The organism is Devosia sp. A449 (assembly GCF_054489375.1).
Genome location: NZ_JBTMWU010000012.1, coordinates 56,365 through 69,575 on the forward strand (window position 1 = coordinate 56,365; position 13,211 = coordinate 69,575).

Sequence of the window (13,211 nt, forward strand, 5' to 3'; positions counted from 1 at the left end):
GATGAAAATTACTGACATCAAGGTGATCGTCTGCTCGCCCGGCCGCAATTTCGTGACCGTGAAGATCTACACCGACCAGGGCCTGACCGGGGTGGGCGATGCGACCCTGAACGGGCGCGAAAAGGCCGTCGTCGCCTATCTCGAAGAGCATGTCATTCCCTGCCTGATCGGGCGCGACGCCGCCCGCATCGAGGATATCTGGCAGTATCTGTACAAGGGCGCCTATTGGCGCCGCGGCCCCGTCACCATGGCGGCCATTGCCGGCATCGACACCGCGCTCTGGGACATCAAGGCCAAGGCCGCCAGCATGCCGCTGTATCAGTTGCTGGGCGGCGCCAGCCGCGAGCGCGTGCTGTGCTACACCCACGCCCAGGGCACCAATATCGAGGAAGCCGTCGAAGCCGTCGGCAAGCGCCAGGCCGAGGGTTTTACCGCGATCCGCGCCCAGGTCGGCATTCCCGGCCTGCCCGATGTCTATGGCACCGGCAAGAAGTCGATCACCAATAATGCGGCCGACGACAACCTGCCGCATGAGGAAATGTGGTCGACCCCCAAATACCTCAACTACGTGCCCAAGCTGTTCCAGGCGCTGCGCGATAGCTATGGCGAGGACCTGCACCTGCTGCACGATACTCACCATCGCCTGACCCCGATCGAGGCGGCGCGGCTGGGCAAGGATCTGGAATTTGCCCGCCTGTTCTGGCTGGAAGACACCGTGGCCGCCGAGCATCAGGAAGGCTTCCGCCTGATCCGCCAGCACACCACGACCCCGCTGGCGGTGGGCGAGGTGTTCAACACCATCTGGGATGCGCGCCTGCTGATCCAGGAGCAGCTGATCGACTATATCCGCATGACCACCGTGCATGCCGGCGGTGTCACCGCGCTGCGCCGCATCATGGATTTTGCCGCCGTCTACAATGTGCGCACCGGCTGCCACGGCGCCATGGACATGTCCCCAATCTGCCTCGGCGCCAATCTGCATCTCGACCTCTGGGCGCCCAATTTCGGCATCCAGGAGTATTCCGGCTACACCGACCTGACCCTGGAAGTGTTCCCCGGCGCCTGGTCGCTCACGGCCGGCAATCTGCATCCGGGCGAGGCGCATGGCCACGGCGTCGACATCGATGAAAAGCTCGCCGCCCGCTATCCCTATCAACGCGCCTATCTGCCGGTGAACCGTCTCGAGGACGGCACCCTCTGGCACTGGTAATCGGCAAGGACGACCGCCATGAAAATCACCAATATCCGCACCTATGCCGTCAAAGTGGGCATCCGCAATCAGTTGCTGGTCAAGATCGAGACCGATGAAGGGCTCTATGGCTGGGGCGAAAGCGGGCTGTCCGGCCGCGAAAAGGCCGTGGTCGGCGCCGTCGAGCACTATGCCGAATTCCTGCGCGGCCGCGACCCGTTCCAGATTGCCGCGCTCTGGCAGGAAATGTACCGCAGCCAGTATTTCGAGGGCGGCCGCGTGCTCGCCGCCGCGATTTCGGCGATCGACATCGCACTCTACGACATCAAGGGCAAGGCGCTCGGCCTGCCGGTCTATGAACTATTGGGCGGCAAGCATCGCGACCATATCCCGACCTTCGCCACCACCTTTGCCGAGCCCGGCGAAGCCATGATCGAACAGGCGCAAATGCTGGTCGAGGCCGGCTGGACCGCGATGCGCCTGTCGCCCTCCGGCCACGAGAACAAGCATACCTACGAGCCGCGCGAACATATCGGCATCTCGGCCAAATGGTGCACCCGCGCCCGCGAAGTGTTGGGCGAGGAGATCGTGCTGGGGATCGATTATCACCACCGCCTCAGCGTCGCGGAAGCCGCCAGCTTCTGCCAGAAAATGCCCAGTGGCACGCTGGATTTCCTCGAGGAACCGATCCGCGACGAGAGCCCCTCAGCCTATGAGGCGCTGCGCCGCATGACCGATATTCCCTTCGCCATCGGCGAGGAATTCGCCAGCAAATGGCAGTTCATTCCCTATATCGAGCGCGACATCCACCAGTTCAATCGCCTCGATGTGTGCAATGTCGGCGGGCTGACCGAAGCGATGAAGGTCGCCGGCTGGAGCGAGGCGCATTATGTCGACATGATGCCGCACAATCCGCTAGGCCCGATCTGCACCGCCGCCACCATCCATTTTTCGGCCGCCGTGCCCAATTTCTCCTGGCTGGAAACCCGCGCCTCCCCCGCCGAAACCCATCTGGGGTTCGACAATTCCGACTTCTTCCCGCTGCAGCCGCGCCTTGAGGGCGCAGTTTATTCCGTGCCCACCACGCCGGGCCTAGGGATCGAGGTCAATGAGGCCCTGATCGCCCAGCAGAACTTTGAATTTTGGGAAGCTCCGCACCTGCGTCGCCGAGATGGCTCATATACGAACTGGTAGGGTCGCGCGACGCGTCCCAGGGTTGTGTCTCTTGTTTCCAGCACGGCGGAGTTCCGTATCGCCGCTCGTGACGAGGTAGGTAATCCGCGGCCGTTGCAGATTTAGCGTTGCCGGGTATTAGGGTTGTAGCTGCCGGACTGGATTGCCTTAATGCCGCACAAGTTCAATGGCTCCCACCGTCATTGTGTTTCTAAAGCAGCGGCGGCGGGTGACGAACTGAACGGAATATAACGAAGTCCTTCGCCGTCGTGGGGATCTGACGATCTGGCTTGATGACGGCGTGGCCGATTTATGGTCGGCGCTACGTCGCCTGACGCGCGGCGGTCGGGCAACGTATTCGGATATGGCGATCGAGCTTTGCCTGACCCTGCAGCTCGTAATCGGGCTGCCGCTACGGCAGACACATGGCTGGTGCGCTCCATCCTTCGGCACACCGCAGTTCTAGCAGCCTGTCGGACACGATGGTCCGATATTGGATGAACAGGGATGAGCCGGGATGCGGCGGCGCAAATTGCAGGAGTTCGGGTTTTCGACGCTGCAATTGGCGCTGCTATGGCCTTCCAGGCGGGGATCGAGCGAAATCCGGCGGGTGCCGAACCCTCAGACCTGGCTGAGGGCGAACATCCGCTTCAGGTTCCAGGCCATCGTTACCAGGCTCCACTCGCCTTTCACCTGTTCAAGGCCGCGCAGCTGGAATTGTCGAAACCCCATGACCGATTTGATGATGCCGAACACCGGTTCGGGCGTCTGCTTGCGCAGCGCATAGAGTTGGCGACCTTCCGGCGTCGCCAACCGATACTGCATCGCCTCCAGCGGGGTCGGGCGCTCCGGTGCCGGCGGCGCGGCGGCGAAGCGGTCCTTCCAGGATCGATAGTGCCGCTCCCGACCCCGGGCGATCAGCGGCGTGATCCCGGCCCTGGCGCAGGCTTCGACATTGGCCTGGCTGAAATAGCCGCTGTCGGGCAGCAAGGTCTCGGCTGTGCCCAGCGCCGCGGGAAGCGCGGCAAGCTGGTCCAGGGTCGGCACGAGCTGCTGCTTGTCGTTGGTCGCCTGCACCACATCGTTGGTCACCACCAGCATGCTGCCGGCCGCCACCGCTGCAAAGCGCGACCGGAGTTCGACATTGGCGCCTTCGCGCCAGGCCACTATTCGCCAGGCCTCGTCGGGCATCTGCAGCGCGAGCTGTTTTGCCGACAGGGGCAGATGATCGCGGTTGCGGCGCAGTCTCGATGCCGGTGCGCCGCGGTCGCCCTTTGAAGTCGGTGGCAATGGCCCCTCGCCAGGGCGCCAGACGCTGAGTAGGGGCTGCACGCCCACGACATAGGGGAGGCCAGGCTCGGACACGCCGGCGCGGAATGCGCCGTTGACACCGTAGCCAGCATCGGCGATGCACGACACCCGGCGTCACGCCCGCGCTATGGGCGGCACGTATCTGGTCGAGGGCGATCTGCGGCTTGGTCTGGCAGCCGATCGCGTCGGGCACCCTGGCCTTCGCCCGACGCTCGGGATCGCTGGCCCAGCTTTCAGGAAGATAAAGTCGATAGGCGATCGGCAAGCTCGCGCTGGCAGTGGCTATGGAGAGACTGACCGCAACCTGGCAGTTGTCCTGCTTGCCCAGCTGGCCACAATATTGGCGCGTGACACCAACAGAATGTCGGCCTTTCTTCGGGAAGCCGGTATCATCGACAATCCATGCTTCGACAGCACCATGCCGCTCGACGCTCGGCAGAACGAGATCATAAACTTTCCCCAACAACGCTGCATCCGACCAAGGCGCCTGTCCGACAAAGTGCAGCAGCGATTGATGCTTGGCCGACACCCGCGACGGAGCCGTCACCGCCGCCAAAGGCTCGACGCTCTTGCGCTCCAACGGCATCATCAGCCCCAGACAATAATCGTTCAGGGGCTCGGCGCGGTCAGCATGGCCGATCACATCAACAAGACCCTGGACATATTCCGCAAACGCTACTTCACTCGCCGTGCTCAGGCCATTCATGCCAGTTCCCTCCGGGTGACAATGAATCGCTACAGCTAGCTCATCTTCGCCAACCGCGAATCCCCCACGTTCTTAGCTGCAATGGGTTCGGGTGACCCCAGCCGCCCGAGGTAAACTCGAACGCCATGGTCAAGACCGCGGTCTCCGGGGAATGGTCGTGCAGGCTGGCGGATCGCTCTCACAAGGTCAGGACCGATTTTCCGCGCGCGTGGCCGGTTTCGGTTTTCTCCAGCGCGGTGATCGCTGTTGCCAGCGGATAGGTCTGTTCGACAATGATCCACAGTCGGCCCGCAGCGGCGTCCATGGCCAACTGCCCCAGCTTGCGCTGGGTATCGGCAGTGTGGAGGCCTGTTGCACGGCGATGCCGCGCTCACACCAGCGCTCTAACCAGTCGTTCCGGTCGCCGCTTAAATCGAACACCTTTTAAAAGGCCCGGTTCTTCACCGATTTTCAGGCGTAATGCCTTGAGTGATGGATATCAAGTTTGCGCATCGGCCTTGATGGTTACACCAAAGCCCGTCGGCCCGTTATGGCCCTTGACAGGCAATTTGATCGGTGAAACGATTTACGTAAATCGTTTTGTGTCTCGATCAACGAGACCGGGTTGGGAGAGTGAAAAATCAAACGGGCCATCACCATCAAGGATGTCGCCAGACGTGCGGATGTGTCCGCCGCTACGGTTTCGAACGTCCTGTCCGGCGACAAGCCCGTCCGACCGGCGTCTCGTGAGCGGGTGATGAAGGCGGTCGACGAGCTGAACTACCGGATTAATCCGGCGGCTTCCTATCTCCGCACCGGGCGGTCGCGGATCGTGTGCGCGGTGGTGCCCTCCCTTGAAAACCCGTTCTTTCCCACCATCCTGGCGGCGGTCGAAGCGCAATGCCAAAGGGATGGTTACGAATTGATCGTCGCCAGTTCGGACAATCAGCCAGAGATCGAGGCGGCCCGGATCAGTGCTCTCCTGCAATGGAAGCCAGCCGGCTTCATTGTAATCCCCTGTTCGGGCGAGCTCGCCATCCGCAAGCAGATCGAAGACGCCCACGTACCGCTAGTCTTTGCCGATCGGTCGCCGGATGGGGCACCTTGCGATTTTGTCGAGATCGACAATGTGGCCGCCGGTGTGGCCGCCGCGCGCCATCTGCTCGAACTGGGCCATAGCCGGGTCGTCGTCTGCGCGCCATCCCTTCAGGTGCGCAATTTGCGGGAGCGCATCCAGGGCATCACCCAGGTGCTGGCCGAAATTGGCGCGGAGCCGGTGATCGTTGAAACCGGGTTGGGCAGCGTGCTTGAAGCCCTGCCTGCCGGAGTCGATGCGCGGCTGGTCGATGGCACGGCCATAATCGCCTTGATGAACACCACGACGCTACAGGTCCTCGCCGCGTTGAACCGGGCCGGCCGCTCGGTTCCAGAGGAGATTTCGTTGGTTGGCTTCGACGACTATCCCTGGATGCCGGTGGCGCGGCCCTCCATTACCGCAATCCGTCAGCCGGTCGGAGAAATCGGTCGTCTGGCGTGGACCCAATTACATGAGAGGATCAAGGGCGCCGGCGGCGATGTCGTCCATCGGCGATTACCGGTGGAACTCATCGTGCGGGAATCAACAGCATTTCCCCCAGACGCGAGCAACCGGGCCGCGGCCGCCAGGCCGCTGGCTGAAATCGTTCCGCTCGCAGGGAGGCGTTGAGCGCGCAGGCAAAAATGTGGCGAGCCGCACCCCGGCCACTCCACGCAAAAATCCCGCTGGAGCAACCGGCAGGAGCATAGAGGCAGACTTAATCACAATGGGAGGACTACATGACTAGAAGTTTGATCGGAACCGCCCTGGCGACCGCTCTTGTCGGCACCCTGATGGCAACGCCTGCATTCGCGCAGGCAGAGGGTGCCACAGTGGCATTCCTCATGCCCGACCAGGGCTCGACCCGTTATGAGGAGCATGACTGGCCGGGGTTCAAGGCCGAAATGGAGAAGCTGTGCGCGAGTTGCACGCTGATCTATCAGAATGCCACGGCCGATGTCGCGCTGCAGCAGCAGCAGTTCAACTCGGCCATGACGCAGGGTGCCGCCGTGATCGTGCTTGACCCGGTCGACTCCTCGGCTGCTGCCTCGCTGGTTCAGCAGGCGCATGCCCAAGGTGTGAAGGTCATCGCCTATGATCGGCCGATCCCGGACATGCCCGCTGACTATTATGTCTCGTTCGACAATGAGGGTATTGGCCGTGCGATCGCACAGTCGCTCGTTGACCACCTCAAGGCCAAAGGTGTTCCCGAGGGCTCGGGCGTGATCCAGATCAATGGCTCGCCCACCGACGCGGCTGCCGGCCTCATCCGGGATGGCATCGACTCGGCGCTTGATGCGTCCGGGTACGTCACTCTGGCGGAATTCGACACGCCGGACTGGCTGCCCTCCGAAGCCCAGCAGTGGGCAGCCGGTCAGGTCACCCGCTTTGGCGACCAGATCGTGGGCGTGGCGGCGGCCAATGACGGGACCGCCGGCGGCGCCATTGCGGCCTTCAAGGCGGCGGGCGTGGACCCAGTACCACCGGTCACGGGCAACGACGCCGTCACCGCGGCGCTGCAGCTCATCATTTCTGGCGACCAGTACAATACCATCTCCAAGCCATCAGAGATCGTTGCTGCGGCTGCGGCCAATGTGGCGTTCAAGCTGCTCAACGGAGAGACCCCCGAGGCCAAAACCACCCTCTACGAGACGCCCTCCGAACTCTTCGTCCCGGTTGTGGTGACGCGCGAGAACATTAAGGCGGAGATCTTTGACTCAAAGATCGCCAGCGCCGACGATGTTTGCACCGGCGAGTATGTGGATGGTTGCCGCGAACTCGGCATCATTCAGTAAGGCCTGCCGCAACGTGCCCGCCCGGTCTTCATGCCGGGCGGCTAGGGGTAAGCACCTGAAAGGTCGACCAACATGTCCCAGATCTCAGACACCGCCCCAGCCCGGGGTGCCCCCGTGCTCAGTCTGCGCGGGATATCGAAGAATTTTGGCGCCGTCTCGGCGCTGACAGACATCGAATTGGACGTCCATGCTGGCGAGGTCGTGGCGCTGGTCGGCGACAACGGCGCCGGCAAGTCGACGCTGGTCAAGATACTGGCCGGCGTGCACCAGCAGAGTGCCGGCACGATCCAGTTCGGTAGGCGCGAGGTCGCGCTGAGCGACCCCGCATCGGCCCTCGACCTCGGCATCGCCACTGTGTTCCAGGATCTGGCGCTGTGCGAGAACCTCGATGTCGTCGCCAATATTTTCCTCGGCCGCGAGAAAGACCCGTGGCGCCTCGATGAGGTGGCCATGGAGGTGCGCGCCTGGACGCTGCTCAATGAACTTTCGGCCCGCATCCCATCGGTGCGCGAGCCGGTTGCCTCGCTCTCGGGCGGCCAGCGTCAGACCGTGGCCATCGCCCGCTCGCTCCTGCTTGAGCCCAAGTTGATCATGCTCGACGAGCCCACCGCAGCGCTCGGCGTTGCCCAGACCGCAGAGGTGCTGAACCTAATCGAGCGGGTGCGTGACCGCGGGCTGGGTGTGATCATGATTAGCCATAATATGGAAGACGTGCTGGCCGTGGCCGATCGCATCGTGGTGCTTCGGCTCGGGCGCAACAGTGGTGTGTTTACACCCGACGCCTCCAATCAGGAATTGGTTGCCGCCATCACCGGCGCCACCGAAAACTCAGTCTCGCGGCGCATGCGAAACAAGCGCGCAGTACCTACCATGGCACAGGAGACACCGCTATGAGCCAGGATCGGGTGAATACCCCGCGACCGGCGCTCGATCGCGGCGACACGCGGGTACGACACGACAAGGGCATCGGCGGCGCCATTCGCAGCTTCTTCGCGCGCGTGCGGTCCGGCGATTTGGGCATGCTTCCGGTAGCCGTTGGGCTTGTGGTCATTTCGGTCGTGTTCACGGCCCTTAATCCGGTATTCCTCGCGCCCAATAACTTGGTGAACCTGCTGTTCGACTGCGCCACGGTTGGCATTATTTCACTCGGCGTTGTTTGCGTTCTGATGCTGGGCGAGATCGATCTCTCAGTGGGCTCGATGAGCGGCCTGGCCTCGGCGTTGTTTGGGTCGCTGTGGGTCAGTCAGGGTTGGCCGGTGGAAGTGGCGATCGGTGTTGCACTGCTCGCGGGCGTGCTGATGGGTTGGCTCTATGCACTGCTCTACAACCATTTGGGGATGCCCAGCTTCGTCGCGACACTGGCAGGACTGCTCGCATTGCTTGGCCTGCAACTCTACATCCTGGGCAATGCCGGTTCGATCAACCTGCCGTTCAAATCCTCCCTGGTGATGTTCGGTCAGATTTTGATGATGCCGGCATGGCTATCCTATGTGTTGGGGCTGCTTCCCGGCCTGTTCACCATCGGCATCGGATTCGCTGCAATCCGGCGCCGGCGTGCCGCGAACCTCAGCACCGGCGGTGCAAGCGGCGTCGTTTTCAAGGCGATCGCGCTGACTGTCGTCATTGAAGCCGCCGTTTATTATCTCAATCTGGGGCGTGGCGTGCCGTGGATGTTCGGCCTCTTCGTCGCCCTGGTGGTGGTGATGGACTATGCCTTCACCCGAACCAAGTGGGGGCGCTCGATGCGCGCGGTCGGTGGCAACAAGGAAGCGGCCCGTCGCGCCGGTATCAATGTGCGTCGGATCTATACCAGCGCTTTCATCTTGTGCTCGACCTTCGCGGCGCTGGGCGGGGTACTTGCGGCGTCTCGCCTCGCCTCGTCCAGCCAGCAGGCCGGCACCGGCGACGTCAACCTCAATGCCATTGCCGCGGCGGTCATCGGCGGCACCAGCCTGTTCGGGGGCCGCGGCAGCGCCTATTCGGCCCTACTCGGCATCATTGTCATCCAGGCCATCGCCAACGGCCTGACCCTGCTCAATCTCAGCTCCTCGTTACGGTACATGATCACCGGGGCGGTATTGGCACTGGCGGTTATCGTCGATTCGCTGGCGCGGCAGTCGCGCGCGTCTCATGGGCGCGCCTAAAACCAACAGTCGGAGTAAAGCTGAAGATGAGTGATATACTGGGCGGCAAGGTCGCCGCGGTGACCGGGGCGGCGTCAGGCATTGGCCTTGAATGCGCCCGGGCCATGCTGAATGCCGGAGCAACAGTCGTTCTCGTTGACCGGGCCGAAGACAAGCTGAACCAGCTCTGCACCGAACTGGGCTCGCGCGCCATTCCGGTTGTGATCGACCTGCTGGATCCGGCAAGCGTTGCGACCATGATGCCGCAAATCCAAGAGAAGGCCGGCGGCCTCGACATCTTCCATGCCAATGCCGGTTCGTATGTCGGCGGCGAGGTCATCGACGGTGATCCGGACGCCTGGGACAGGATGCTGAACCTCAACATCAATGCCGTATTCCGGACCATCCACGCGGTGCTACCGCATATGGTGGAAAGGCGCACCGGCGACATTATCGTCACCAGTTCGGTGGCAGGTGTCATTCCGGTGGTCTGGGAGCCGATCTACACCGCCTCCAAGCATGCAGTGCAGGCCTTTGTCCACACCGTCCGGCGGCAGGTCTCCAAGCATGGCATCCGCGTCGGTGCTGTTCTGCCCGGTCCCGTGGTGACGGCCCTGCTCGACGATTGGCCGCAGGCAAAGATGGACGAGGCGCTGGCGAACGGTAGCCTGATGCAGCCCAAGGAGGTCGCCGAAGCAGTGCTGTTCATGCTGACGCGGCCGCGCAACATTGTCATCCGCGATCTCACCATCCTGCCAGTCAGCCTGGATCTATGAGTCGGGTTGGGGTTATCGGCGTCGATGTCGGCACGGGCAGCGCGCGGGCTGGGGTCTTCGATCTCGGGGGCCGGCTGCTGGCGTCTGCCCGACGTCCGATTACTATCTGGCATGAGGCCGGAGATATCGTCGAACAATCGGGCGACCAAGTCTGGCAGGCGGTAGCCGAGAGCGTGCGCGAGGCGCTGAAGCATTCGTATCTGATGCCCGAGGACATTGCGGGGATCGGCTTTGATGCCACCTGCTCGCTCGTTGCCGTCAAGGCGAGCGGCGCGCCCGTGTCGTTGAGCCCTTCAGCCGATCCCGCGCGCAATATCATGGTCTGGATGGACCACCGCGCGGTCGGCGCGGCCGAGGAGATCAACGCAGGCGACTACGAGGTGCTGCGCTATGTCGGCGGGCGCATCTCTCCGGAGATGGAAACGCCCAAGCTGTTGTGGCTGAAACGAAACCTGCCGGACGCCTTCGGCGCCACCGATCATTTCTTCGATCTCGCCGACTATCTGACCTGGCGTGCCTCCGGCTCCCCCGCGCGCTCGATCTGCACCGTGACGTGCAAATGGACTTATCTCGCCCACGAGCAACGCTGGGACCCAGCCTATTTCCGGGCTATCGGCCTGGGTGAACTGGTCGATGAAGGGTTTGCCCGTATCGGCACGGACATAGTGGAGCCGGGCGCGGCACTGGGCAGCGGCCTTACCGCTCAGGCGGCAGCGGATCTGGGCCTTGCCCAAGGCACCCCGGTCGCGGCGGCCCTGATCGATGCCCATGCCGGCGGAGTCGGCACGCTGGGCACACATGTCGAAGGACAGTCGACCGATATTGGCGACCGGCTGGCCTATGTGTTCGGCACGTCGGCCTGCTCGATGGCCTCGGCTGCCCGTCCCGTCTTCGTGCCCGGCGTGTGGGGGCCCTATTTCTCGGCGATGGTGCCCGGCCTGTGGCTGAACGAGGGTGGCCAATCGGCAGCGGGTGCGGCTATTGACCATCTCGTGACCCTGCATCCGGCGGCGCCCGAGGTGGCCGCTCTTGCTGCGACAGAGGATATCTCGCCGGTGGAATGGCTCGACCGGGAAGCTTCACGGATGGCACCATCCCTCGCGCGCGCTGTTGAACTTGCTGGTAATATTCATGTGGTGCCGGAATTCCTGGGCAATCGTTCGCCCTTTGCCGATCCGGATGCCAGGGCCGTTATCGCGGGCCTCGGCCTTGAGCGCGACGTTGCGAGCCTTGTCGGGCTCTATGTAGCGGGGCTTGCGGGGATCGGTTACGGCCTGAGGCAACTGCTCGACAGGTTCGCGACCGATGGGATAGCGATATCGACCATCGTGGCCAGCGGCGGCGCGGCGCGCAGCGCGCTGGTCTGCCAGCTTCTGGCCGATGCGACGGGCGTGGCGGTCGCGGTTCCGGCAACACCAGAACCGGTGCTGCTCGGCTCAGCGATGCTGGCCACCGTTGCAGCAAAGCGCCATGGCAGTGTGCGCGAGGCCATGCAGGCCATGTCCGGCCCAGCCACGCTGTTTAGGCCCGCCGACGCGCAGGGCGCCGCGTTGCACAGGCAGCGTTATCGCGCCTTTGAGATACTGCAGGCCGCGGCTCGACAGATTAGCTGAGGCCGGGCCCTCCGAATTACGAAAGGGACGAGCAATGCAAGGTTTTGGCGTTCACACCAGCATGTGGACCATGAACTGGGACCGCGCGGGGGCAGAACGGACCATTCCGGCCGCCGCCGCCTACAAGATGGACTTCATCGAGATAGCGCTGCTCAACCCGGACATCGTGGACGCCCCGCATACGCGGTCGCTGCTTGAGGCCCATGGCCTGCGCGCGGTCTGCTCACTGGGCCTACCGGAAAGTGTCTGGCCGTCTATCGACCCCGAGGCCGGTATTGCCCACCTCAAGCGGGCCATGGACGTGGCCGCTAGCCTCGGCGCCGAGGCGCTGTCGGGGGTGACCTATGGCGGGATCGGGCAGCGGTCGGGCTTGCCGCCAACGGCCCGGGAATACGACAATGTCGCCCGCGCACTGTCAGCGGCCGCCAGACATGCTCGCCAAGTGGGCATTGCCTTCGGCATCGAACCGGTGAACCGTTATGAGAACCATTTGATCAATACCGCCGCCCAGGCCAGGTGGATGATCGAAAAGGTAGGAGAGGACAATATCTTCATCCACCTCGACACCTATCACATGAATATCGAAGAAAAGGGCGTTGGCAACGGCATCATCGATGCGGGCGATCTACTGCGCTATATCCACATGTCCGAATCCGACCGCGGCACCCCCGGCGAGGGAACCTGCGACTGGGACGAGATCTACGCGACGCTTGCCGCCATCGGATTCAAGGGCGGCATCGCGATGGAGAGCTTCATCAACATGCCGCCCGAACTGGCTTACGGACTTGCCGTCTGGCGTCCCGTTGCCGACAGCTTCGAGGAAGTGATGGACAAGGGGCTTCCATTCCTGCGCAACAAGGCCAAGCAATACCGGTTGCTCTGAAGGCGCCAGTGTGAACCAACACCGAAGGTTTGCTCCCTCACCGGCAGAACGTCCCACATGGATTCAACAGTGTAATTTAGGCTAGAAGCGGGGTCTTCATTGGCACCAATTGCATTCCAACCTGATGAATTTTCTGGCAAAATCATAGACTTGTTGCCGCCCGACTCAGGGAGTAGCCTACAGCCCCGGGATCTTTCGAAGTCAAGGACCTAAAGTTCATCTCGCCGCCCCACCGATCACTACGACTGAAACACTACGCTCGAAGCAGCCCACGCCACGCAAACGTCGATGACGGTGAATATTGTCCGCCTAAGAACATTTGGCTCAGATTGGGCCGCCGACTAGCGGAATGTCGGTCTCGTCTTGGAGTTGAAGTTATTCGGCGATCTTGCGGCGTTGCAAGTGCCGATGAGAATGTCGTAGCCGTAGGTTGCGCGGCGCTAATTATCGTCTTTGGCGGCAGAAACCTGCTATGAGGCTGGCTCACCCGTCAGTCTCCGATCAGACATTTGCTGATTTGTGATGGTTGGGATGGGAGGGATCATGCTCGAAGCCGATTTAGGCCACGACGCTGGCGACGAACAAGT

At 62.6% G+C, this 13,211-nt stretch carries 10 protein-coding genes and 2 pseudogenes; 10 read left to right on the forward strand and 2 right to left on the reverse strand.

The window, feature by feature from the left end; translation table 11 throughout:
• The first annotated feature begins 1 nt into the window (after position 1).
• The 3 genes from manD (at position 2) to ACX3OW_RS21290 (ending at position 2,828) form a co-directional block, all read left to right on the forward strand.
• Entirely contained in the window at positions 2 to 1,210 is a 1,209-nt protein-coding gene (manD, locus tag ACX3OW_RS21280; protein ID WP_459097792.1) for a D-mannonate dehydratase ManD, read from the forward strand.
• A gap of 18 nt (positions 1,211 to 1,228) precedes the next feature.
• Complete coding sequence (locus ACX3OW_RS21285; RefSeq protein ID WP_459097793.1) at positions 1,229 to 2,383, forward strand: mandelate racemase/muconate lactonizing enzyme family protein; 1,155 nt, start codon at positions 1,229 to 1,231, stop codon at positions 2,381 to 2,383.
• 256 nt (positions 2,384 to 2,639) lie between these two features.
• Complete coding sequence (locus ACX3OW_RS21290; RefSeq protein WP_459097802.1) at positions 2,640 to 2,828, forward strand: transposase; 189 nt, start codon at positions 2,640 to 2,642, stop codon at positions 2,826 to 2,828.
• 155 nt (positions 2,829 to 2,983) lie between these two features.
• Here the strand turns inward: ACX3OW_RS21290 and ACX3OW_RS21295 are convergent.
• Positions 2,984 to 4,379: pseudogene (locus ACX3OW_RS21295) on the reverse strand (IS701 family transposase).
• A gap of 178 nt (positions 4,380 to 4,557) precedes the next feature.
• Positions 4,558 to 4,725, reverse strand: a pseudogene (locus tag ACX3OW_RS21300) (zinc-binding dehydrogenase); the annotation flags it as partial.
• Positions 4,726 to 5,016: 291 nt separating this feature from the next.
• On the opposite strand from ACX3OW_RS21300, the gene ACX3OW_RS21305 reads away from it, so the two are divergent.
• From ACX3OW_RS21305 to ACX3OW_RS21335, 7 genes are all read left to right on the forward strand, one after another.
• The gene (locus ACX3OW_RS21305) at positions 5,017 to 6,063 is read left to right on the forward strand and encodes a LacI family DNA-binding transcriptional regulator (RefSeq protein ID WP_459097803.1); all 1,047 of its coding nucleotides are present in this window, start codon (positions 5,017 to 5,019) and stop codon (positions 6,061 to 6,063) included.
• Positions 6,064 to 6,227: 164 nt separating this feature from the next.
• Positions 6,228 to 7,229, forward strand: a complete 1,002-nt coding sequence (locus ACX3OW_RS21310; RefSeq protein ID WP_459097804.1) for an ABC transporter substrate-binding protein — start codon at positions 6,228 to 6,230, stop codon at positions 7,227 to 7,229.
• A gap of 72 nt (positions 7,230 to 7,301) precedes the next feature.
• Positions 7,302 to 8,123 carry an ATP-binding cassette domain-containing protein gene (locus ACX3OW_RS21315; protein WP_459097794.1) on the forward strand — a complete coding sequence of 274 codons (822 nt, stop codon included), beginning with the start codon at positions 7,302 to 7,304 and terminating at the stop codon, positions 8,121 to 8,123.
• Entirely contained in the window at positions 8,120 to 9,373 is a 1,254-nt protein-coding gene (locus tag ACX3OW_RS21320) for a sugar ABC transporter permease (RefSeq protein ID WP_459097795.1), read from the forward strand. Before ACX3OW_RS21315 ends, ACX3OW_RS21320 begins: the two co-directional genes overlap by 4 nt.
• A 26-nt stretch (positions 9,374 to 9,399) precedes the next feature.
• Positions 9,400 to 10,128 carry an SDR family oxidoreductase gene (locus ACX3OW_RS21325; RefSeq protein ID WP_459097796.1) on the forward strand — a complete coding sequence of 243 codons (729 nt, stop codon included), beginning with the start codon at positions 9,400 to 9,402 and terminating at the stop codon, positions 10,126 to 10,128.
• Entirely contained in the window at positions 10,125 to 11,741 is a 1,617-nt protein-coding gene (locus tag ACX3OW_RS21330; protein ID WP_459097797.1) for an FGGY-family carbohydrate kinase, read from the forward strand. The genes ACX3OW_RS21325 and ACX3OW_RS21330 overlap by 4 nt, the downstream gene beginning before the upstream one ends.
• Positions 11,742 to 11,775: 34 nt before the next feature.
• Positions 11,776 to 12,624 (forward strand): sugar phosphate isomerase/epimerase family protein, encoded by an 849-nt coding sequence (locus ACX3OW_RS21335; RefSeq protein WP_459097798.1) that lies wholly within the window; start codon positions 11,776 to 11,778, stop codon positions 12,622 to 12,624.
• The last annotated feature ends 587 nt before the right edge of the window (positions 12,625 to 13,211 follow it).